Annotated in this window: 14 protein-coding genes and 1 pseudogene; 7 read left to right on the plus strand and 8 right to left on the minus strand. The window is 43.1% G+C overall.

Annotation, left to right across the window (positions count from 1 at the left end; all coding sequences use genetic code 11):
* The first annotated feature begins 3 nt into the window (after nucleotides 1-3).
* Entirely contained in the window at nucleotides 4-1,371 is a 1,368-nt protein-coding gene (locus AC3CHU_RS09315; protein ID WP_488524409.1) for an MATE family efflux transporter, read from the plus strand.
* A gap of 274 nt (nucleotides 1,372-1,645) precedes the next feature.
* Here the strand turns inward: AC3CHU_RS09315 and AC3CHU_RS09320 are convergent, their stop codons facing one another.
* Entirely contained in the window at nucleotides 1,646-2,683 is a 1,038-nt protein-coding gene (locus tag AC3CHU_RS09320; protein ID WP_171308735.1) for a polysaccharide lyase family 7 protein, read from the minus strand.
* A gap of 537 nt (nucleotides 2,684-3,220) precedes the next feature.
* On the opposite strand from AC3CHU_RS09320, the gene AC3CHU_RS09325 reads away from it, so the two are divergent.
* Together AC3CHU_RS09325 and AC3CHU_RS09330 are read left to right on the plus strand one after the other, a co-directional pair.
* Nucleotides 3,221-4,081: an oligogalacturonate-specific porin KdgM family protein gene (locus tag AC3CHU_RS09325; protein WP_171308736.1), complete on the plus strand. Its 861-nt coding sequence runs from the start codon at nucleotides 3,221-3,223 to the stop codon at nucleotides 4,079-4,081.
* 191 nt (nucleotides 4,082-4,272) lie between these two features.
* The gene (locus AC3CHU_RS09330; protein WP_488524410.1) at nucleotides 4,273-6,090 is read left to right on the plus strand and encodes a hypothetical protein; all 1,818 of its coding nucleotides are present in this window, start codon (nucleotides 4,273-4,275) and stop codon (nucleotides 6,088-6,090) included.
* A 936-nt stretch (nucleotides 6,091-7,026) separates the two neighbouring features.
* Here AC3CHU_RS09330 and AC3CHU_RS09335 read toward each other — a convergent pair.
* From AC3CHU_RS09335 to AC3CHU_RS09365, 7 genes and pseudogenes are all read right to left on the minus strand, one after another.
* Nucleotides 7,027-8,595 carry a polysaccharide lyase family 7 protein gene (locus AC3CHU_RS09335; protein WP_146456703.1) on the minus strand — a complete coding sequence of 523 codons (1,569 nt, stop codon included), beginning with the start codon at nucleotides 8,593-8,595 and terminating at the stop codon, nucleotides 7,027-7,029.
* Nucleotides 8,596-9,018: 423 nt separating this feature from the next.
* A pseudogene (locus AC3CHU_RS09340) lies at nucleotides 9,019-10,759 on the minus strand (polysaccharide lyase family 7 protein).
* A 237-nt stretch (nucleotides 10,760-10,996) separates the two neighbouring features.
* Entirely contained in the window at nucleotides 10,997-12,868 is a 1,872-nt protein-coding gene (locus AC3CHU_RS09345) for a methyl-accepting chemotaxis protein (RefSeq protein WP_488525484.1), read from the minus strand.
* Between the two features lie 1,081 nt (nucleotides 12,869-13,949).
* Nucleotides 13,950-14,831, minus strand: coding sequence for an NAD(P)-dependent oxidoreductase (locus tag AC3CHU_RS09350; RefSeq protein ID WP_004733521.1), 882 nt, complete (start codon nucleotides 14,829-14,831; stop codon nucleotides 13,950-13,952).
* Nucleotides 14,832-15,359: 528 nt separating this feature from the next.
* Entirely contained in the window at nucleotides 15,360-17,438 is a 2,079-nt protein-coding gene (locus AC3CHU_RS09355) for a DUF4962 domain-containing protein (RefSeq protein WP_488524411.1), read from the minus strand.
* Between the two features lie 217 nt (nucleotides 17,439-17,655).
* A complete protein-coding gene (locus AC3CHU_RS09360; protein ID WP_017092953.1) occupies nucleotides 17,656-19,434 on the minus strand; it encodes a sodium:solute symporter family transporter in 1,779 nt (592 codons plus the stop codon).
* A gap of 772 nt (nucleotides 19,435-20,206) precedes the next feature.
* Nucleotides 20,207-20,923, minus strand: a complete 717-nt coding sequence (locus AC3CHU_RS09365; RefSeq protein WP_171316132.1) for a FadR/GntR family transcriptional regulator — start codon at nucleotides 20,921-20,923, stop codon at nucleotides 20,207-20,209.
* A 265-nt stretch (nucleotides 20,924-21,188) separates the two neighbouring features.
* On the opposite strand from AC3CHU_RS09365, the gene phnD reads away from it, so the two are divergent.
* The 4 genes from phnD to phnE (AC3CHU_RS09385) all read left to right on the plus strand — a co-directional run bounded on the left by phnD (nucleotide 21,189) and on the right by phnE (AC3CHU_RS09385) (nucleotide 24,799).
* Nucleotides 21,189-22,145 (plus strand): phosphate/phosphite/phosphonate ABC transporter substrate-binding protein, encoded by a 957-nt coding sequence (phnD, locus tag AC3CHU_RS09370; protein ID WP_488524412.1) that lies wholly within the window; start codon nucleotides 21,189-21,191, stop codon nucleotides 22,143-22,145.
* A gap of 142 nt (nucleotides 22,146-22,287) precedes the next feature.
* Nucleotides 22,288-23,106 carry a phosphonate ABC transporter ATP-binding protein gene (phnC, locus tag AC3CHU_RS09375; protein ID WP_488524413.1) on the plus strand — a complete coding sequence of 273 codons (819 nt, stop codon included), beginning with the start codon at nucleotides 22,288-22,290 and terminating at the stop codon, nucleotides 23,104-23,106.
* A complete protein-coding gene (gene phnE / locus AC3CHU_RS09380; RefSeq protein WP_017110881.1) occupies nucleotides 23,103-23,957 on the plus strand; it encodes a phosphonate ABC transporter, permease protein PhnE in 855 nt (284 codons plus the stop codon). The genes phnC and phnE (AC3CHU_RS09380) overlap by 4 nt, the downstream gene beginning before the upstream one ends.
* An 11-nt stretch (nucleotides 23,958-23,968) precedes the next feature.
* Nucleotides 23,969-24,799, plus strand: coding sequence for a phosphonate ABC transporter, permease protein PhnE (phnE, locus tag AC3CHU_RS09385; RefSeq protein WP_488524414.1), 831 nt, complete (start codon nucleotides 23,969-23,971; stop codon nucleotides 24,797-24,799).
* Nucleotides 24,800-24,814: the final 15 nt, after the last annotated feature.

A 24,814-nucleotide genomic window follows, 5' to 3' on the forward strand; every position in this document is an offset into this window, starting at 1 on the left:
AAGGTGTTGTTTGTGTCTACACAATCGTATGTAAGGAAAAATTTCTCTCTCGCCTGGCCCCTAGCCCTAAACGGTATATTGATGCAGTCGATGTTGATGATCGATACACTGCTGGTTTCTCCTCTTGGTGAAATACCTTTGGCTGCCATGGGAATTGCGACGACTATGGTTGCCTTTGTACTCGGTATTCAAATGGCGCTGGCAAACGGCACTCAGCTAGTATTGAGCCGCGCCGTGGGTTCTGGCATCACCGCTTCATTATCCAAAGCGTTTTGGGCAGGTCTGTTCATCAACTTAGGTATCGCGACAATATTTTGGTTTCTGCTCACCTTTTTTGAACAGCCTTTAATTCAAGCCTTAACCGACGATAAAGCCCTTTACCTAGAAATTAGCCACTACCTTGATATCTCAAAGTATCTCGTCATTTTCACAGCATTAACGCAAGTGATTATCGCCCTATTTAATGCATTAGGAAGAACCAAAATACCGTTTAAAGGGTATTTGATTGAATTGCCGATCAACGCTGTACTTTCTTATGGACTCATTCACGGCTTTTCGAATTTCGAAGGTATTGGTGTTCAAGGCGCCGCGCTAGGCAGTGTTATTGCTATCACCCTTCGCCTTGTGTATCTGGTTCTTTGCGTGTATTTGAGCTCAGCAATTTCACTCAAATTAGACGCCCAGCGATCTGAGTTCATGACAAACGTTCGTCGTCACTTTATCGAGATATTCCCTGTCGCAGCAAATGTAACCATGCTATTGATTGGCGCAACGATTTATCAGTTACTGTATTCGCAACTTAACATCAACGCGTATGTTGCGATTACTTTAGTGATGCCTTGGATCAGGGCTGTCTCTCAATTTATTACTGCTTGGGCTCACTCTTCCGCGATTACTATCAGCCAAGCGATTGGCTCTAAAAAGATGGATGACCTAGTCAAAAATGTCGATACCAGTATTGATATTGCGGTTGTCATTTCTTTTGTGTGTGCAATCTTGTTCGCAGGATTAAGTCTGGTTATTGGTGACATTTACCCGAACTTGGATGAGTCTACCTATCAAGCATTGGCCGTTATCGCCCCACTCTACATCTTCTTACCGATTGTTCGTGGCTACAACACGGTTCATGGGAATGTATTAAGAGCCCTAGGAAAAACGACCGCAGTCTTCAAAATCAACTTTACTGGTCAATGGGTAATTTCAATTCCATTGTGTGCATTGATCATCTTTGGATTAGACGGTTCTATCTTTTGGGCGTTTGCTATCCAACCATTCGAAGAGATAGTTAAAGCTTTCCCATTCCGTCACTTGGCTCGTAAGTCTCTTAAAGAGTTTGATGCCAACAAAGCCAAAGAGTTGATGTATGACTAAACTCCGTATCTAATTGCCACCAGAGCTTTACTCGAACTTTCTAAAACAACCTTGTCTTTTGACAAGGTTGTTTTGTTTTAGCTGTACTTTTCATTGGTAGGCTTCAGGTACACCCTCTTTGATACCAAGGTCAAATTGTCACCAAGGTCACATTAATACCAAGGTCATCTTAAAGCTCATATAAAACAAAAAGACCACTCAACAATCGGTTAAGTGGTCTTCGATAATATTCCTTAAGGACTGCGTCTAGTTAGCTTATTGGTTATGCTATGTACTATTTACCATTCAACTTAAGTGCTGAGAAAGTCACACTGTTGTAATCGCCATTCTTTTTATCGACAGCGAAATCGCCAGTACCGCCACAACCAGGCCCCCATACAGGGTGAGAATCGCTCACGCTACATTGGCCGTATGCGCCCGCTTTGTAATAGAAATCATCTTCAGCATAACCCGTTGGTGAGTCAAGCTCATCAATACCCTTGCTCAGGTCGATTTCATACTTAACCGTATCGTGACGCTCTGTTTCAAACGTTAGGTACATCATGGTGCCTTTCACTTCCACTTTGTAGCTAAACTCTTCACCAAGAGCAATGCCCGCTTCACCCGGTTCCGCTGGGTTTTCCCAAGTGTTACCCCACACTGGATAAGCGATATCGGCACGGTTAGGATCTTTTTTCTCTAGGTTACGTTCATAGTTCCAGAATACTGAACCCATTTCTTGATCAGGAAACTTCTTATAGAAGATCTTTAGTGGTTCATTGCCGTGACCGTAACCGGTTCCTGCTTTGATTAACTCGTTGTGTTTTTTAGCATGAATCTGACCAACCACAACAGAATGCGCTGGGTATTTTTCTGGGTACTTTGCGTTAACTGAAACGTGATTCACTTTTAGTGTCGCTTCTAGTGTACCGCCAACCGCACTGTACTCGTTTGCTGATGGATGGCTCGACAGTGCCCACTGGTTTCCTTTATCAGCCGTATCGATAGAGAAGTCAGCGCCTCGTGGCATTTGTCGTAATTCAGAACGCGCATTCTTCGAATTTTTTGTCGTAATCGCTTGGTTTTGAACTTCAAATACAAGGTTACCGTCTTTATCAAGATGGAAGAAATCACTATGTGAGTAGCTCATCATGGCTACCCCCTCTATTTCATCAACACGACCATCTTCATTAATATCTGAAGGTATGGTTATTTTCCAATTATGCATATCGAATTTATCGGCAGGTACGGGGTAAGAAACACCGTTATTTGCGAAAGTAACCATTGGTACAGTCGCGAATAACGCCACTGCTAATATGTTTTTCTTAAACATGACTCATCCTTTATTGTTAACAGATACTGAGTACACTCTCAGCACAAAAACTACTTTTGAACACGAATTAGTACTAAATATTTTCTCTTCGACTTAAATAAACCAACCAATAAATAGAATTTACATTTCGCCATCTTTTAACTTTTACCAAACATTTGGCGGTGGTTTATATCTATATCCTCAACATGCCCCGTTATGTTTAAACCACAACAACTAGAATATCGATATGAAAGCGTGGGAATATTCTTATATTTGTATTATTTTAACACATGCAACCAACTGAGCTTACAAGGTTTGCTAATATGAGAACTGAGTCATGATTGATTTGATTGGTAAGCCTTAAATTGAGATATTCATAACATTTAGCTATATAAATAGGCCATTAGTCGGAACTTTTGATAGATCTCACAGAAATCTACCCTAGGAATAAATACCATATTTGTCATACATTAATTTAATACCACGTAAGGTATTGGTTTGTGAGCCAGGGGTACATTGGATGTATCCAAAATAAAAAAATAATAGTGAGACAAAGGTATGAATTCTGTTACAAAAATTGCTGCAGCTGTTGCATGTACTCTTTTAGCGGGCACAGCTGCTGGTGCATCTCTTGATTATCGTTACGAGTATCGTGCTGCGACGGATTATACAAAGACTAATGGTGATACGGCTCACGTAGACGCTCGCCATCAACACCGAGTTAAGCTAGGTGAAAGCTTTAAGCTGTCAGACAAGTGGAAACACTCTACTGGCCTAGAACTTAAGTTTCACACTGATGATTCATACTACGATGAAGATTCAGGTTCTGTTAAATCAGCGAACAGTAAAAGCTTCTACGATGGCAATTGGTACATCTATGGTATTGAGATTGATAACACAGCGACATACAAAATAGACAACAATTGGTATCTACAAATGGGTATGCCTATTGCCTGGGATTGGGATGAACCTAATGCTAATGATGGCGATTGGAAGATGAAGAAGGTTACGTTCAAACCTCAGTTCCGCGTTGGTTATAAAGCAGACATGGGTTTAACGACCGCTATTCGTTATCGTCATGAATATGCTGATTTCCGCAACCACACACAATTTGGTGACAAAGATTCTGAAACTGGCGAACGTTTAGAATCAGCTCAAAAGTCTAAAGTTACACTGACGGGTTCTTACAAAATTGAATCTCTACCTAAGCTTGGCCTTTCCTACGAAGCAAACTATGTAAAATCTTTGGATAACGTACTTCTTTATAATAGTGATGACTGGGAATGGGATGCTGGCTTAAAAGTAAACTACAAGTTCGGTTCTTGGAAACCTTTTGCTGAAATCTGGTCTTCTGATATCAGTTCATCGTCTAAAGATCGTGAAGCTAAATACCGTGTTGGTATTGCTTACTCATTCTAATAATAAAATAGTCAAACTATAAAATGGCCCTCTCCTCTTGTAATTTATTTGGGCATATTTTAATTACTTTATTTTAAATATTAGGATGTTCTAATCAGAATTAGCTTCATCCTAATAATATTTAACGACTATTCATTATCTATTTCTTATGTGATTTACATATGGATTTAATATCATAAAGAGAATATTTTATGCAGATTTCTAAAGTCGCTACAGCTGTCGCTCTTTCGACAGGTTTATTATTCGGTTGTAACAGTGATGGTTTACCTATTCCGACGGATTCTGGTGCCGGCAACCAAGAGTCAGTACTAACAACAGGTTACTGGCAAATTAGTGATGGTAACTCCGCTTCAATATCCGCGTCATCTAACGCAGATCTACCAAACGTGTATGTTTTCCAAGAAGACGGTAATCATAAATACTATGACGATGATGATGACTTAGGCACGTACACAATTAAAGATGCAAGTGCTTCTACCAATAATTATGATGAAGAAGCCGGAACAGTATCTTTCACGTATTATGAAACTGGCACCTCGACTCTTGAAATTTTAGATGGCGTTTTTTCTTTCGATGACGCAGGTGTGCTGAGTATTTCAGACAAAACTAATGGAATTGACTACTCTGGCTCTGATCAAACAGCAACTGACGCCGTACAAGAAGCTATAAGTGAAGCCAATGAAGCAAGTGGCATTAATGGTTATGTTCAAATTCTAGACACCAACAATGGTGGTGTAAAGAATGATGTGGGCGAACTACGTTTGAAACTGTCTGACAGCAGCACAGGGGCAACAGTAGACAGTATCGCATCAGGAAAGGTAACCGTTGACTTAATCTACCAAGTCGATGAAGACACCGAGCAAGAAGCGAATGGTTCAGGTAACAACGCTTATATTAGTCTCTACGCTTCTGGTACTTCTAACACTAATTTACACGGCGAAGTCATTTTTAACTCTGGAGAAATTTTCTACCGTTCCACGGTTACCGATAGTAGCGGTAAACCTCAAATTCCTGATGAGCCTGTAGGCACTTACACTTTAGGTGAAGATCTCGCGGTTGAAATTAGTTGGGCGAGCGGTTACTACACATTCAAGGTCAATGACACCGTATACGACAATAGCGGCAACGGTTTTGAGGCTTTCGACAAAGCTGCCGTTACTATCGTATCATTGAAGCTTGGTGATACTTCTAACACAACACACTACGAGTTAAACGCTGACAACTTTAAAGTTTATTCGAATGACACGACTACTGACGAGTTAGTGTTTGAAGATAACTTTAATAACTATCCGAATGGGCAACTGTTGTCAGGTAATCCGTACAACAACACAGCGGAAGCGACTGTTATTGTTGACGGTGGCAGTACTGAGCCAGAACCTGAACCAGATCCGGATCCTGAGCCGGGAGAAGTGACAGACAACTTCGATTCTTATACTGTAGGTACGCAGATTAATGTGGCTAACTCTGTATACAAAACAAAAAATGTTGATGGGGTTTTAAATACAGCAGTGATCAGTAGTGACTTTGCCAAGTCGGGTTCTAATTCTTTACGCATTGAAGATGGTGCGGACTCAACCACTGATAATAACAAACCTATCGTTGGCCGTGACTTTGCTAATGGCGCAGCGGAAACTGGCTCTGTTTCTACATCTGTATACATCCCTAGCGATGGCTATGTAAAAGCATCATACATTTTCTTAGGTTCTAATAACGATGCATCATCTAGTGGCCGCTTCACTGAATTTGTGTTTACATCTAGTATGATTAAATTCCGCAACGAAACAGGTAGCCAAGTTGACCTTGCGCCATACTCAAAAGACACATGGGTAGATGTGACCATTTCATGGGTAGATACAGACATTACCGTCAATGTTGATGGAACAGACTACACTGGGTTAAAAGCTGAAAATGCAGGTGGTTCCCCAACCGCTATTGCACTATACACTGGTGACAATGGTTCAAAAGGGACATACACCTATTTCGACAACCTAGATTCAGACCTATTCTAGTTCTCACTAGAAAGTCAGTTTGACTTGATTGCTAGATAAAACAAATCCCTATCAACGTAATTTGATAGGGATTTTTTTATTCTCAGCTCAAGAATAAAAAGCAGATTGGCGATTCAGTTAAGCTCTCTAACTCAGCGGAACTTTACTTCAACATTGAATAAGCACCAATGCTGCTAGTAAGGGATACACCTGCCGACATATTTAGCCCTATCAAAGCCCTGCATCTATAATAGATAGACAAAAAACCTCACTTCTATACTCAACCCACAAATTGTTATTCAGCGTCACAGAGCATTTACGGCCTGCAAATAACTAACGCTAAAGCGCATACCCGTGAGCTGTTAGAGTCGTTTGATTATCGACTTGAACCTACCTATGTATTTCATAAAGCATAAGAGCTAATAGAGTGATGGCTAACCCTACCCTTCTAATTATGAAAAAGTTAAAGCACTATTTATGGCTGTTACTAGGAGTCTTACTAAACAACCCAAAAGTGACGGTTTCAAGAACAGTACGGGAGTAGTCAGCCGAGCTAACGTTTATAAGTAGACCACGCACAATAATAAGTTCGTGCATTGGCAAAGCCTTGAGAACGAGGTCAAAGTTTTCGAGCTATGGTGATTTCGATAAACATCACGACATTATTTGGGTTTGAATTCGCGACAAGTTGGCCTATTAGTAACTGAGATTAATCATGATCGAGGTTAATGGTGATCGGCGCTTGGGGGGTTAATGGTGACTAAAACTGATAGTGACTCAAGTTAATAATGAATGAGCTTGATGATAATCTCCCAAATTCTGTGTAACTGATAGCCTCCCTACTTTTACTTAATTAAATCATAATATTACGCCCAAACAATAGACACAAAAAAGCCTCCAAACCCTGAGACTGGAGGCTATTGCGATTGCTTTAGTATTAAGTGTTATTCGGTTAGATTACTTTTTGTATTGATCGTGCGATACATCTAGTTGGTAGAAAGTCGCTTGTGAGTAATCGTCTAGGTCGCCGCTGATGTTTTGGTTGTAAACACCCGCTTTGAAGTACATGTACTTACCACCTGCGTCGTAGCCGCTTTCGCTCATATCAACCACTTGCACTACGTCGTCTTTGCCTTCACGCATTAGAGTGACAGTCATCGTGTTACCCTTAACTGCGATGCGGTAGCTGAACACTTCGCCAAGCGCGATACCATCTTCACCAACTTCAGCAGTCATGCCACCAACTAGAGGGTAGAAGTCCTCTTTTGTCGCGTCTTGGCTTTCGTGTGCGAAGTAAACCGCACCCGTTGCTTGGTTTGGCAGTTTACGGTAGTACAAACGAATTGGCTCATCGTTTTGATCATGAATCTGGCCAATGATAAAGCGGCCTACTTCGTTCGCATTACCTGTCGTTGTTGCGTGATCGATTTTCAAGGTAGCTTCTAGAACACCATCAATACCCGCTGCCGCTTCTAAATCTGATTCAGGCGCGCTTGAAAATACCCAGTTGTTCTTGTTAACACCCTTAGTGCTAATAGACTGATCACCACGACGCATCATTTCACGAAGCTCTGTACGCGCGTACTTAGTGTTTTTAGATGTACGTACACCTTTCACGTAAGCTTTAAATACTAGGCCGCCGTCGTCAGCTGTGTAGAAGATTTCAGGGTGTTGGTAACCGTTTGCAAGGTTCCACTCAGAAACATCATCAGGCTTCCCATTTTTATCATGATCGAAAGGCTGAGATAGATACCAATGAGTCATATCAAAGTTTTCGCTAGGTGCATTACCTGCTAGAGGTGTCTCAGGTAAGCCCGTTGGTAGAGGTAGCGCAGTGCGTGTTTCACATTTAACTGTTGTCTCACAAGGGTAAACCGCTGCTACACCGAAGTTACCAGAACGAAGATCTTTGCGCGCATCTTTGCGTGCTTTTTCCGCCGCTTTCATTTCAGCGATCATTGCAGCTTCTGCAGCTACCACGTCTGAAGTAATGATATGGCTAGCAGGACAAGCGTTAATGCTACAGTTAACCGCAGCTAATCCCGTTACACTGTTCCAACCGTTTTTGGTATTACCGTGACCAACGTATCTTACGTAGCGTGCTTGCACTGCTGGCTCGAATTGGAAACGCTCTAGGCCGATCGCTTTACCTGAGCTTAGTTGGTTTTCTAGTACCGTTGTCCAGCTTTCGCCATCGACACTCACTTGAATATCAAATTTAGATTGGCGCTGATTACCTTTACTGAAAGATGCCTGAACCGCGTCAAACTCTTGTACTGAACCATAGTCTAGCGTTGCCCACTCGCCGTCACCCGCAGATGACCAACGTGTAGTTAGGTCTTGGTCAACGAGACGATCAGGTCCGTTACCATCATGGCTACTTGCGGTAACAGCAACTGGCGTCAGAAGCGCTTCACCAGTTTCTTTGTTATTTGGAAAATCAGCAGTAGGCGTGCTCGTGCTCGCACAACCAACCGCAAGTAGAATAGAAGAAGCGAGTAAAGTTTTTAGAGTAATTTGTTTCATATTTAATCCATTATTATAATACAAAGACAGCGTTCGTAAGCGAAAGCTAAATCAGCAAACACGAGCTATAAGGCGATTCGCCTATCAGTATTTGCGATAACATGAAAATATTACGTAATCTTATAATACAAATAAAACACTTCGTTGGATAAATGAGACTAGGAACACTTTCCGATTTTTCCATACTTTAACTGGATCACATTTCCTATTGATAAAAGACAATATATAAGAATTTAGAATGCGAAATGAGCTAGCAAGGGCAGAGCAAGCGAGCTGTAATCGTATGTATTTGCAGGGTTCAAGCAGAACATTTGTCCCTACAAACACATCACTGTAAGTGTCCAAAAACAAAAAAAGACCACATTGTTAGGAATCAATATGGTCTTCTTCATTACCGACATGGCTAATCAAACATCAGAGAACTCAGTGATGCTCTGCTCTTAGAGAACTAAAGCTCACATCAAACACTTCACCCGCATAGTCGCTATCAGGCTTAAATTGTGGGTAGATGCCCGCTTTGAAATAGAAAGCGATGTCTGTCGATGTCCAATCTGACGTCAACGAGACCGTGTCCCCATTTTTATCTGGGTAATCTTGTCCCCAAGGGATTGAGTGAGAAACAGTATTGGTTCCATCTAAATCATGAGTCGCCAAGTAGACACCGTCTTGATCAGCGCGAATCGTATATCGCCACTCTTCACTTGCCGAATAAGTACCTAACTCGACACTGAATGGGTCACAATGGTTACAGTCTTGGTTGTTGCGTTCAAAATCGGAGTTCAGTATCACTCTTACTGGCTTACTCTCTCCTTCCCATAACAACTTCACCAATGCTTGATTGATCTTCCAACCATGGATTTGCCCAACTACCACTTTTGGATCTTGATTATTGATGTTCGGGTAGTCTTCAATTCGTAAGCTTGCGGTTAACTCGTGACTGGTAGCGTTCGTTCTAGTGTCCTCCAAATACCAACTTGTATCTTCATCGCTGGTGCTACAATCCGCTTGAGCACTGCTTTGATACAACTCCCTGAGCTCAGAACGAATATAGCTAGAGTTTTGTGTACTAGTGCCATATCCCATATCAGCTCTAAAGTGCATTCTTCCGTCATCGGTATTGAAATAAGAAAGACCAATATCGCTGTCGTAGACATCACTGTTATTGGCGAGAAGGTCTTTGCTCGATTCGCAGCGCTCAGGTTCTAGTTCAGCCGCACTGTCACCCCCACTTCCATACCAGGTGTCTTTACTCGCAGGAATCGTCAACTTCCAATCATTAATATCCCAATCGTTTGAGCCGTTGGCCTGTGTTGTAGTGTATCGCAAAGCCTGAAAGTGGGCCGTAGCTTCACCATTTTCAAATTGATTATAGATACCTGCTTTAAAGTAACTCAGTAGGTGCTGCCAGTAGGTGATGTCTTCGTCGACTTTAACTTCATCGTTCACTTTGAGCGAAAGGGTGTTTTCATAAACAGAAAGATCAAACTTGGTGAAACTATCGAGATCCGCCTCTCCCAAATCGTAGCGATTATATGAAGTGGCGTAACAATCCGAAGAGTCAGCAGCACTGCTACAGTCAATGGCATTGTTTTTCATGACCGCCCAGTAGTGACCTGTGAGGCCATCTCGTTCCTGCTCCCAAACTACACGCAATAGCGGATGAGGGATATAACCCGTACCATTCTCGTCAGTGCCCTTATTGTGTATCTGTAGCAACGTCACTTCATCATGATCAGCGGGTGAACTCGCCATTGCATGTTCGATATCAGGTAAGCTTATTTCCGCATACAGGCTTCGTCTTACACCAGTTTCATTGATATCGAAGTTTTCTCCCTCACGAACCTCTGAACGCATCTTATAGTTCGCCATGTTGAATTAGGTTTTCCGTCTCTTCATCCGCGTAAAAATAATCACTGATGTAGCCATCGAAATCCCCACCTTTAACTTCAGAAGTTTTATTACCCTCTGTGCCATTAGGATCCGATACCTGAAGGTCAGAACTCGAGAGGATGTTTTGATACTTAGCAATATCATAAGGCGCAACAACACCATAAGAAGTACCTGGACTGGTGTTATCAGAAGAGTCATTGCTATCGCTTGAGCTGCTTCCACCGCAGCCGTATGTGAGCGAAGCGAGCGCAACGATGATGATTGGCTTATTCACATTTATCTCACTTGTCCATAAGAGTAGAGTGATAATGTATATTTGTACTATTTTATGTCAATTATCTATTTATCAGAATGTGAGATGCGGCAAATGAAGTGAAATTAACGGATATTGCGTAGAATTAGATTCAAGAACAACGCAGAAAAGCCACTCTAAACTCGACAGTTAATGAGTGGCTCTCAGATCAACAACTAAACTTAGTATGTTGATTTTTAGATATAAATATTAGAAAGATTAAACCTTAAAGCTGCTCATCAACTCACTAACGCTACCGTTAAGTGTTTTGATTTCTGCTGATTCAGTCAACTGATCTTGGCTTAGCTTATTAAGTTCCTCAACAAAGCTTTCAATCTTATGCATGTTCTTAGCAATGCTCTGAATAAGGGCGTTTTGCTCAACAGATGAACCCGAAATGTCATTGTTGAAACGACTTACTGTTTCCATCTGCTCGGTTAGCTTCGCCAACATGTTTACAGCTTGAACAACTTGAGCGCGAGTCAGTTCACAGTTACTTTTGGTCAACTCAATCGATTTAACCAAACCATCTGATTTAGACTGCAAGCCAGATAACGCTTCATCAATTTCAGAGGTACTGATTTGCGTTCGGTTGGCTAACGCACGGACTTCATCAGCAACCACCGCGAAACCTCGACCATGTTCACCCGCTCTCGCCGCTTCAATTGACGCATTCAATGCCAGCAAATTAGTTTGTTCCGCAATCCCGCCAATCACAGACACGATAGACTGGATGCTCTGCGTTTCATTGGCCATTGAGCGAATATCATCAGAAGTGGTGCAGACTTGCTTCTCAAGATCACTGATATAGGTTTCCGTCACGGTGTTAATCTGTTTAGTCTCATCACTGAACACAGCCGCTTCTCTTGCTGCTTCTGCCGCGGACTGAGAACTCTTCTCTACTTCATTCGATGCTTCAGACAAGCCGTTAATCGCAGAGACCACTTGAACCGTTTCATCAGTATGAACTTGCAGTACGTCGCTGGTTTCTTTACAGCCTTCGCGAATACTCAGTACCTTGGTATCGAGATCCGAGTTCTTATATTTCACATCCTTAACCATCTCTTGTAAGCCGATAATGAACAAGTTGATGTCTTTGGCGATATGTCCTAAGTCATCATTCCCCTTCTCAGCAAGCCTTTGAGTCAGGTCTCCGTTACCTTGAGATAGGTCGTGGACGATTTTGCGCAGTGACACGATTGGGCGATAAAAACGATTTAGAAGCAAAATCATCAATATCACCGAGCCAAGCACACAAGCCACGATAAGGATGCGTGCACTCGACATCACGCCATTCAACTGATTGAGCGCGAGTTCAGGGTCAATACTAGAGATCATGAACCACTCTTTCTGGCTGCCAATATCCACTTTCTTGGCCATCAATATTCTCTGGTTACCATCAATCACACCCTCAATGAATTGATCAGGCTGTTCAATGGCACTGTTGAGTTTCATCTGCGTATCTGCGGAAGATATATTGCTTTGCGGAAGTACGTTTTCGATTGTTGAAGCGACCACCATGCCCTTCTCGTCGATGATAATGCCTTTGGCTTCGTAGATGCTGTCCAACTGTTCAAGCTGCGTTTCCAAATCGTCAAAACGTATGTCGGCCATGATGACGCGATCTTGGTATGAGTACGTCACACCAATCATAGGCACTTGAGTACTCTTAGTGAAAAACAGATCACTAAAAGATAAGCCTGATTTCAATTTCGCTTGTTGATACCAAGGTCGAGTGGTTGGATTGTACTTTTCTTTGATTCCAACACCGTTAGGGAAAGACTCTGACGGACGAGAAGTGTAAGAACGGCCGTTGTCAAAACCAACTACGATTTTATCAATGCCACCGAGCTTGGCTGCGTAATGCATAAGCGCTTCATTAGGCACTTGGTATGGGGATTTCATGAACTCTTGTGCGACAGAGTTTACGGTATCGATAGTGCGCTGAACGGTACTTTCTATTTGATTGATTTCTATCGTTAGCGAGTGGTCAATCTCGTTATAAATCGTTTGGTTTACCTGGTCTGCTGCTAAGTCAAGCGTAAACCAGTTCGTAAATGCCAACGCACTAGAACTGACGATCGCCACCATTAAAATCAATTTTCCTTTAAACCCTAGAGACAATTTTGAATTCATAAAACTCATCATCCACATCAACCTATGTCTATTATTTTCATCCGAATGAAATGGTCATTTTTTACATTTTCGAAGATACGGGAAGCGAAACTTGTTCATGCCGATTCATCGTCACAACCATTATTTTAATTAATATTGTATGTTTAATTAACGGAACTTTCTGTGAGCGATATTGACATATTAAAACTGGCTAAAACCACCCTGTGACATAGGTATCATTTATGAGTCCTGGCTTTTAACGCGATTGGGAAAGAGCAAGTAAATCATGAAAAATGATCGACTTTTAAATAAACACCAAACAAATTCGCCGATAATGCTTCTACTTAAATTATTCATATCAATTTCGACTCGCTGACTAGAAAGTGAGCCTTAAGTCACATTATCACTAACCAACCATTCACTAAAGGCATTCAACCCTTAGATTTATTTGTAATACAATAAACCCTAATGTATGGTGTATTTGAATCATAACTTAAGTTATTTCTGGATGCTTTTGTGCAATTCAAAGTGGTAATTGAAGCAACGCGCTTTAAGGTCATTGAACACGTTTAATGTAGAGACTGTCGGGGGATCTCGTTAATCGTTATTTTACTTGTCTTGTTCATTGGTTTTTCCAGACGGCTAGTCCGAATACGCCCACACAGTCACCAGCTGTGTGGGCTTTTTTTTACTTTCTTTTCAGACCCAATATACGAGCCGTTTTAACCCATCGCCAACAGTCAGTTAAGTGCACTGGTTTAAGCTTGCGAGGAAAAGTGAGTGAACGAGTGGGTGCTAGAAGGCTTTGAATTTGCCGTTAGAAATAGATATAGATATAGATATAGATATAGAAAAAAACAGGAATTGAGGCAGTAGCAGAGTTAAACAGAGTTTTGATTAGGTGTAGCTGAGGGAATTGAAGTAGAAGTAGAAGTAGAAGTAGAAGTAGAAGATTTTAAACAGGGAACAAAGGATTGGATATGGCAGATAAAAACGAACCTCGCTAAGGTATCGCCGCCCAGAAGACAAGCGATACCCTAGCGAGGTCGTACGTCGATTACTTCTCTAGTTTAGCGAAGTAGTCGAAGATTACTGGTACATCGTTGTTACCCATGCCTGCATCAACAGCAGCTTGTAGGCTTGTTGCAGTACCTTGAGCGATTAGAGACTCAGTACCTAGCTCTTCACAAAGTGCAAGGAAGTAACCAAGGTCTTTGTTAGCGTTAGCAACAGAGAAACCTAGCTTCTCTTCGCCGTCTACTGCGTAGAACTTACAGAATTGCATGAACGGAGAGTTAGATGGACCTGCAGACATGATATCAAACAGTTGTTGGCCATCAACACCAGCGCGTTGAGCAACAGCGAAAGCTTGAGACATAGTCGCAACAGTTGTCATGCCCATGAAGTTGTTTACAAGCTTAGTTACGTGACCAGAACCTAGAGCGCCTAGGTGGAATACGTTTTCGCCTTGCTCTTCAAGAACAGGTTTAACTTTGTTGAAAGTTTCCATGTCGCCAGCAGCCATGATGTTCAGAAGACCATCTTTAGCGTGTGCAGGAGTACGACCTAGAGGTGCGTCGATCATGCCCGCGCCTTTTTCAGCAAGAGCTGCGCCGATTTTCTTAGTAGAAGCAGGGATAGAAGTACCGAAGTCTACTAGTACTGCGCCTTCTTTGATGCCCGCAAGAACACCGTCTTCGCCGTATACGATTTTTTCAACAACAGCTGAAGTTGTAAGACAAAACTGAACAATGTCACTTGCCGCAGCGAGTTCTTTAGCAGAAGTGAATGCAGTCGCATTACCGCGGTCTGTAACGCGAGCAACAGCTTCAGCGCTTAGATCCATTACGTTTACGTGGTAGCCGCGCTTTTGCAGGTTTTCAACCATGTTGCCGCCCATAAGACCTAGGCCAATGAAACCGATTACAGGTTTAGTCATGTTCAAACTCCAAATATAGTATTGTATGATTATATGCTCATTATAATAACTACGTCTTTCTCGTTTCGCAATAGTTTTAGGGCATTGATTTGATGGTTAGACGCAAGTTGTGACGGGGGTTCACTTTACGAGAAAATATGGGGCACGCTTTGTACTTACAGGAACTATATGCCACCTAAAAAACCGTCTATTGATGAAATAACATACGTTAAATGTCATACGATTAGTAAGAACAAGCTACGCCTTTACCTATGTATAGTTCACTACTCCCTTACTCAGCCAGTGACGAAGGTAGTTCACGGTAAAACTGACTAAACCGCCGTGACGCTAACTAAACCGTTGTAAGACTGGGCTCAGTGCTTGAGTTACTTAAGACGGTGGTTTCCACCAGGCCAATCAAGTTTTCTTTCAACCTGATCGGGTTGCCACTTATCCAACTTAACTAGCTAACTAACTAACTAGACAAACAAAAAAACTCCGAGCTTTCACTCGGAGTTTTTAGTATCTAGCTTCTGTTACTTCAGCGGATTACAGTTCGATTGAAACCGTTTCACCGTCAACATTGAGTAGTAGCGTGTTGCCTTCAAGCTTATGAGACACTTCAACTTGCTCGCCTTTGTTCTTATTAGGAACGAGAAGCGTCAGGATGTTGTGCTCTTTCGATGGCTTGAATTCCACTTCAACGTGACGGTGGATCTCAAGATCTTTAAACTCGTATGGGTCAACTTCGCCAAAGCCTTCAACGTTCTTAACTGAAGTGATGTTATCAGCAGACTCGTTGATGAAGTTTACGTCTAGGTGCGCAACTTCGCCGCGGATAGTGAAAGACTTGTCTGCCACTTCGTTTGCGAAAGTTGTGTGCATTAGCCAAGTCATGTCTTTCTCTTCAGAAAGCGTTGCCTTGTCTTGCATTACGAATACTTTACCTTGAACGAACCAGACTTTACGCTTGTAAGATTCGATTTCAGGAACGAAGTACTTGTAAGATTCCGTTGCATCACCTTCAACCATCTTCACATCAGATTCTGTGTCGAAGTCAGAGATAGTGCCGCCCGCTTCGATACAGAAGCGATCTTGGTGGTTTTCGTAGCCTGTGTTCTTGTTCTCGCCGTACTGACCTTTACCGCCAAACAGTGGAAGGTTTTTAGAGAACGTTTGACGACGCCACTTAGTGTGCATGTCTACACCGAATCCACCGTAGTAACCTGTTACTGACGCTAGCGTTTCACCAAATGCATGAAGCGTAAATGCGTTTTGGTCACCGTGAGAGTGGCTGATTGAGCCAAACGGAGAACATTTGAATACCATGTGAATATGGTTATCACGCTCAGTCATCTTATTGTGGAATGCAGCCCAACCCGTGATTGGGAATACTTTCAACAGTGGATCGTTCGATGGTGCTTTCTCTTCAGGTGCATCCCAAAGGAAGTTAAAACGAAGATCGTCGTAACCGAAGTCCCACCAACCAAAGTTGTAGAATTTAGTGTGTGCTTCAGTATCACGGCCTTTCAGTTGGTTGTAGTACCAAACGTACTCAGGCTTCTGGTTAACACCTGCGTAGTGCTTGATGTTGTAAGCCAATTTTAAACCTGGGAAATCGCCGATTGAAGACTGGTCACAGAAGCTCGCGCGCTTAGAGTGAACAGGCATACAATAAAGTGGGAAGTCACCGGTGTTTTCGTAGAATGTTTTGTTAAACATGTCTACACCACAGTATGCTTTCAACAGGTCGAATGCTTCGCCTAGGAATGCAGTTTGTGTGTTCCAGTAGTCTGGACCTTCAGCCCAACCGCCGTCTACACCGCCCCATGGTGGGTAGTGTACTGCGTAGTATTCTAGAGCGTAAGCGATGTACTCGCCTGCTTTCGGGTGATCGTGGTAAAGCGCGATACACGTTGGGATGATAGCAGAAGAAATAGAACGAACACCGTGGCTGTTTAGCGGGTTGTTCAATAGATCAACCGTCACTTTCAAGTGGTGCATGATTTCGTCTAGACGCTCAATCAAAGCATCTTGAACTTGCTGACGTTCTTCATCTGTGAAGTAGCCGTGTAGCCAGTCGTAACCCCAAGCCATAGCAGCGATAACACGAAAAGCCGCTTCATCGTTATAGCCACGAGAAGTCACGCCTTCTGGATCGTACGTAGACAGTTTTAGAGTCCAAGCTTTTGCTTTCGCAATGAGCGCTTCGTCTTCTTTTACAACACCAGCAATCGCTAGGTTACGTGTCGCGTTCAGTGCCATTTGGCAATCAACGTACATTTGACGCCAATAAGGACGCCATAGAGAAGCTTTGCCTACCGTCTCAGCTGGGTACGCTTGAGGCTCTTCAAAAGGCGCAGTCTCAAGGAACTTAACTGTCGAGTTGTTGTAGAAATCATCAAACATGCAGTGAGCTTCATCAGCTTTCACTTTCGCTTTGAATTCTTCTAACTGATCAGCTTGAACAAGAAGACGCGGACGTGCTTCGCTCAAGGTGTCTAGGAATGATAGGTCAAAGTCACGTGTTTGAACTTCGATAGGGAGTAGGTCTACAAGATTACCTGCTGAAGTATCGTTTTCCAGCTTCATCTTCCTGATTGCATCAAGAGATTTTTGGTCGCTCATTCTAACTCACTTATTTTTCAAGTTGATTGAAAGGAATTAGCAATAATATACGTCTTATTGTAGGACAATTGAATATATTTCGATTCGATTGAACCACTTTGTACAGTTTTCGTGATTTAGGTCAGATATCTTTCACCTGACGGTTTTCCGGTTCCGCAGAATAAAAAATGCGACGCCCTTTCGAGTCGTCGCATTCTATTATAAACGTTTCTATGTATTAGCTTTCGGTTACTGCTTTCGCTTGCTTGCCGCCATCATCGACCGCTTTCACAAGTAGAACACCGACACCACCAACTATCACACCACATAAGATGAAGACTAGGCGTCCCCACATTGGGTTAGTCAGAAGAGCCATCAACATGATACCAACACCCGCTACCGCAATCAGTTTACCAAGCATTTGACGTTGTTTGTTATCCAACACTTTTTGCTCTGCCGATTCTGCTACTAATGGTGTATCTAAGTTGCCAAAGAACTTATCAACATCCGCTTGACGTTCTTTTGATAGAGGCTTGTAGAACATCGTAGATAGTACGAAGAAGCCACCAGTTAGCGTGATGTGAGCAATCAGACCAATCGCAACTTTAACGTCAGACCATTCACGTCCTGTTAGAGTATCAAGACCAAACGCCGCTGCTACCATCTCCGCGTTGATAACAAAACCAACCACATAAGATACGATACCACCAACAACTAGCGTACCCCAACCAGCCCAGTCCGGAGTCTTCTTGATGAAGAAACCAAGGAATGCAGGAATCGTCATAGGGAAACCGATTAACGCACCTACGTACATCATCGTATCAAACAGGCTCAAACCTTTAAGCGAGTTGATGAACTGTGCGATAAGGATAATAGCGAAGCCAAATACCGCTGAAGTAATTTTAGATACGGTTACTAACTCTTTCTCAGATGCTTGACCTTTACGAACGATTGTTTCGTAGAAGTTCTTAACGAAGATACCTGAGTTACGGTTTAGACCAGAATCCATTGAAGACATTGTCGCTGCAAACATCGCGGCAACTAATAGACCAACCATACCTGCTGGCATGTACTCTTGTACAAAGTATAGGTAAGCAAAATCACCCGCTTTTTTACCTGCATTCGGGTAAGCCGCTGATAAATCAACACCTTGGCCTGCAATGAACCAAGAAGGCATGAACCAAATAAACACACCACACAACATCAACACACAAGCAAGCAGTGCGGCTTTCTTTGCATTCTTTGAGTCTTTAGCCGCTAGGTAACGGTAAGAGTTAAGCATGTTATTAGTAATAGAGAACTGCTTAACGAAGATGAAGAATGCCCAAATCGTAAAGATGCTTAGGTAGTTGATGTTGTTGCCCCAAAGGAACGAACCACCATCTTGTACTGGGAAGTTGTTAACAATCTCACCAACACCACCACCTTGAACAACCGCTACAACCGCGCAAGTTACCGTTACCGCCATGATGATAACCATCTGCATGAAGTCAGATGCGATTACCGCCCATGAACCACCTGTTACCGACATCGCCAAGACCACTAGGCCAGTCACCCAGATAGTCATGTTCATGTCGAAACCGAAGATACCCGAAGCGATGATTGCTAATGCGTTTAACCACACACCCGCAGATACCACTGAGTTCGGCATTGAAGACCAAGTGAATACTTGTTCGTTGGTCGCACCAAAACGCATACGAATCGCTTCAATTACCGTAACAACGCGAAGTTGACGGAATTTCGGCGCGAAGTACGCGTAGTTCATGAAGTAACCAAATGCGTTGGCTACGAAGATGACCGCTACAGCGAAACCATCGTTATACGCTTTACCTGCTGCACCGGTGAATGTCCATGCACTAAACTGGGTCATAAAGGCGGTTGCACCAACCATCCACCACAACATGTTACCGCCCCCGCGGAAGTAGTCACTAGTAGTGCTTGTAAATGTTCTAAACATCCAACCTATCGCAATCAAGAATAGGAAATAAATGCCGACAATAATCGTGTTGAGTTCCATCGTGTATCCTTTGTCCGTTTTAATTTGTTACGAGGACTATAGGAAATTCGACTCTTTATTTGTAGTACAATAATCCAAATAAGTGATGGTGATCTTATTTTGATTGATTAAGTTAATTATATATATGACATAGGATGGAATATGGCTAATCCATTAAGGAAATTGTTAGGGTTTTAGGTAAAAACCCAAAAGATCAAACACTTAAAATAAATTTAATTTTAAAAACAACAACTTAAAATAAAAGTGAGACTTTGCACACTTATTAACAAATACAACCAAACACATATAAACATAAAGACCTAAAAAATAATAAAAGAGAATCCGTGACCAAATCCGCATCATTCATCACACAATAAACCAGTGTTTTTTATCGAAATCGAGCGGGTAATATCATTAGAATTCAATTCAAATATCTAAGTATTCTAAATCCACGAACCCTGTTTGTGTTATCGCAGATTTAGAATACTTAGAGGTAAAAAATCCCGACTGTCGCATAACTATTTGTCTGATACGGACAGTCTAAAAATGTGTGTTTAGAACGATGATTTGGGATTGTTACGTTGACGTTAAAAATAAGGCGGATTGTAACGTGGAAGAATAGCTTAAGAGACGTAGCGAAAAGGCTGCCCCAAAATAGTGCTACAGATGGTGCAACACGAGGCCTAAAAACCAAAAAGGCATGCGCTTGGCATACCTTTTTAAGTCGTTTATCTGAGCGTGTGGCTGTTCATCTCAATGTGAGATGGCTCAGATGCACTCTAAATCGTTTCTATTACGCAGTCGCCAAACGGTGGTTAGCATCTTGCAAGTGAACGGCAGAAGCAATTCTCGCCTTGTCACAATCACCGGCCATGATAGCTTCATAGATTCTACGGTGTTCATTGATACACGTACTTCCTTCTTCAGAAGAGTGCACGATGAAGTTGATGAACATCGTAGTCAGAATGTTACCAAATGGCAGGTAAAAATCGTTTCCGGTCGCATTGAAGATCAAGCTGTGAAAACGAGTATCAATGTCTGTCCAACGCTCTTGGTCAAACACTTCAGCTTCATCCACTTCGACCATCTTTTGGAAGATCTCTGAAAGCTCAATACGTTGCTCAGCGGTCGCAAATTTTGCCGCCAGCGCACACGCTTCAGGTTCAATCGCACGGCGAAGACCTAAGAACTGTGAACAGAATTGGTCTACGTCGGTTAGGCCGTCCATCCATTCAATCAGTTGAGGATCAAGGAAATTCCAGTATGCGCGGTCGACTACACGAGTACCGATTTTCGGGCGAGACTCTAACAGACCTTTAGAGGTCAATAGTTTAACAGCTTCGCGAAGTGCCGTTCGGCTGATACCAAACTGTTCACACAACGCCATTTCACCAGGAATAATAGAACCTTGTGGCAGTTCGCCAGACAAGATTCCACGAGCGATTTCACGAGCTACTTGCACGTGCAGGCTGCGCTTCGAGCCCGAAATTGAATTAAAAGTGGTAACCATAAGTTCACTTATTTTATATGTTATGTTTATGTATTATTTAAGGATCACTATAACAGTATTTCAACCTACAGCCAATTGAGTAAAATCCAAACGAATCACAGACTATTAATTTAGTTGCCTAATCAAACACTTAGAAAGTAGCTAATTCTACTCTGCTAGAAACATTATGTTACACCATTCATAAATCCGTCATCAAAAAGCATCGGTTCTGTCATCCTCGATTCCTATACTTCCTTCCAACAAATCACTCAATTGGACTGACATAATGAAACCGACAAAAACAAATCTCACGCTTAAAAGCGCGATTACTGCTGCGCTGATTTTTTCTGGTTCTGCATTAGCGATGGATACGCGATACGAAGACCGCTCTGGTAACTTGGTCGCCGATGTACCCCAAGATGAATCACAATGGGTGGATCCAAACACGCTAATTTTTGCTTACACGCCAGTTGAAGATCCAGCAGTATACGCTGATGTGTGGAGCGAGTTTTTGAGCCACCTTGAAAAAACAACCGAAAAAACGATTCGTTTCTTCCCTGTTCAAAATAACGCAGCTCAAATTGAAGCAATGCGTTCAGGTCGTCTACATATCGCAGGTTTCAACACTGGTTCAACGCCACTAGCGGTTAACTGTGCTGGCTTTGCTCCATTTACAATGATGGCCGCTGAAGATGGTTCTTTCGGTTACGAAATGGAAATCATCACGCACCCAGATTCAGGCATCGAAAAGGTTGAAGACCTAAAAGGCAAAAACCTAGCATTCACATCGCAAACGTCAAACTCTGGTTTCAAAGCCCCTTCTGCGATTCTGGATGCTGAATACCAGCTTCAACCTGAGCGTGATTTCAAACCGGCTTTCTCTGGTGCCCATGACAACTCAATTCTGGGTGTAGCGCACAAAGATTACGACGCAGCAGCCGTCGCTAACTCAGTACTAAACCGCATGCTTTCACGTGAAGTGGTGAAAGAAGGTCAAATCAAGAGCATCTACAAATCACAAACCTTCCCAACAACGGCTTACGGCACAGCGCACAACCTAACGCCAGAGCTTCAAGAGAAGATTCAAAAGGCCTTTTTCACTTTCGACTGGGAAGGCACGAAACTTCAAGAAGAATTTGAGCGTAACGGCGAAGCGAAGTTTGTTCCGATCACTTACCAAGAGCACTGGGAAGTGATCCGCACTATCGATACCGCTAATAAAGTGTCTTACACGTGTAGCTAAGTTCAACCGAACTAAAAAGCCAATCACACATTGATAAAACTAACTGCGGGCTTACGCGCCTGCAGTTATTCATCACTCTTTCGGTTTACTTTCCATGCCTGTCTCAGGCGAACTCTTAGTACACCGCTCTTATAGGAATTCTATGTCTACTCTTACCCTTAAAGGGCTTACCAAGCACTACTCAAGTTCTGACAAAGCCCTGACCAACGTTTGCTTATCGGTCAATGCCGGCGAAGTCGTTGGATTGATTGGCCCATCTGGTGCGGGTAAATCAACGCTGATTCGCTGTATTAACCGACTAACCGAGCCCACCAGCGGCGAAGTTATCTTCTCCAACACCAACCTAGAGACACTGTCTAAGCGACAACTAAGACATTCACGACGTGAAATTGGGATGATTTTCCAAGAGTACGCATTGATTGAGCGCTTAACGGTGATGGAAAATGTGCTTTCAGGGCGTTTGGGATACGTAAACTTCTGGCAAAGTTTTACTCGTCGCTTCCCCGAGTCGGATATCCAAGCCGCTTATGCTCTGCTCGACCGCGTTGGCTTATTAGAGCACACCAATAAAAGAGCCGATGCCCTATCAGGTGGCCAGCGTCAACGCGTTGGTATTGCACGTGCACTCGCTCAGAAGCCAAAATTACTGTTGATTGATGAGCCAACAGCGGCACTTGATCCACGTACTGCGCGCCAGATCATGCGATTGATTAGCGAGATTTGTTCAGAGCAACAACTCCCAGCCATCATCAATATTCACGATGTTCAGTTAGCGAAACAGTTTGTCGACCGTGTTGTCGGCCTAAATGCTGGCTGTGTGGTATTTGATGACAAACCAAACCTACTCTCCGAAGACGTACTCACACAGATCTACGGTGAAGAAGATTGGAGCCAACAAGCAGAAGAAGAGGAAGATGATCTCATCATCATGAACCCTCGCTTGTCTGAGGCAACAATATGACTCAGCCATATCCAAATCAAGCTCAGCAACATTTGAAGTCAGCACAACAGAATCCCAAACAATACCCGACACAGTGGACGAAGCCGCCACTGATATCCAACTCATGGTTACGTTGGAGTTTGATCATCATTGTCGCGGTGTACTTATACCTTGCGACTCAATCGGTACACGTAAACTGGGCTCGAATCTACGAAGGCAGCGAGCGTGGCTGGCAGTTCATTTTAGCTTTCATGAACCCAGATTTTGGTGGCCGTTGGAACAACATCTCACAAGGTTTAATTGAGAGCTTAACCATGACGCTCACATCAACCGTGGCAGGTGTCATTCTTTCAATCCCATTCGGATTAGGCGCAGCCAAAAACCTTGCCCCTACTCCCGTTTATCTATTCTGCCGTGCGTTTATTTCGATCGCTCGTAGCTTACAGGAGATCATCGTTGCGATTCTGTGTGTGGCTCTGTTTGGCTTTGGTACGTTTGCGGGTTTTGTCACGCTGACATTCGCAACCATCGGCTTTCTCGCAAAACTGTTTGCCGATGAGATTGAAGCTATTGACCCAGCGCCGCTCACCGCAATGCGTGCGACTGGCGCGAGTTGGTTACAACAAGTGAACTATGCGATTCAAGCACAGGTAATGCCACGCTTTATCGGGCTTTCGATGTACCGACTCGACATCAACTTCCGTGAATCTGCTGTAATCGGTATTGTTGGCGCAGGGGGTATCGGCGCAACATTGAACACCGCCATGGACCGCTACGAATACAGCGCAGCGGCCGCTATTCTATTGATTATTATCGTGATCGTGATGTTGTGTGAATATCTATCGACCATCATTCGCAAGCATGTGCAGTAAGGAACGACTAAATGAGCACGCTAAATGACACACCTTCAAGCGCCATGAATCGTACCCAATGGCAACGTTATGACAGCAAAGCCAGCCTAATGCTATGGCTAGGCTGGCTTTGCTTTGTTGCCCTGACGGTTTTTGCATGGCAAGTCATGAACAAGGACACGATTTGGTACTTTGTGACTGATTCGCCCAACCAACTTGCTGATATATCGTCACGTATGTGGCCACCAAGATGGAGTTATTTAGAGTCACTTTGGAACCCTTTGTGGGACACAATCAACATCGCAACACTTGGCACACTGTTAGGAATCGTACTGGCATTTCCAGTTGCATTCTTAGCCGCACGCAACACAACGCCAAGCACAACGTTTATCAGGCCTATCGCACTGTTCATCATTGCGGCAAGTCGTTCGATCAACTCCCTAATTTGGGCGCTCCTGTTGGTGGCTATCATCGGCCCGGGATTATTGGCAGGTATTATCGCGATTGCGCTGCGCTCGATTGGCTTCGTAGCTAAGTTGATGTACGAAGCGATTGAAGAAGTAAACGTCACGCAGATGTCAGCGATTCAATCGTCGGGGGCATCCCCACTACAAGTATTGAACTACGGCATTCTTCCGCAAGTAATGCCAAGTTTCATCGGCACGAGCTTGTTCCGTTGGGACATCAATATTCGAGAGTCAACAGTGTTAGGTTTGGTGGGCGCTGGCGGTATCGGCTTAAAACTGCAAGAGTCGATGGCAATACTGGCATGGCCTCAAGTGACTGTGATTTTCTTTGCGATTTTAGTGACAGTCGTCTTCTCTGAATGGTTAGCAGCCAAAGCAAGAAAAGCCTTTATCTAATCAATACATCATGGA

The organism is Vibrio sp. QJM3NY_39, assembly GCF_057785895.1.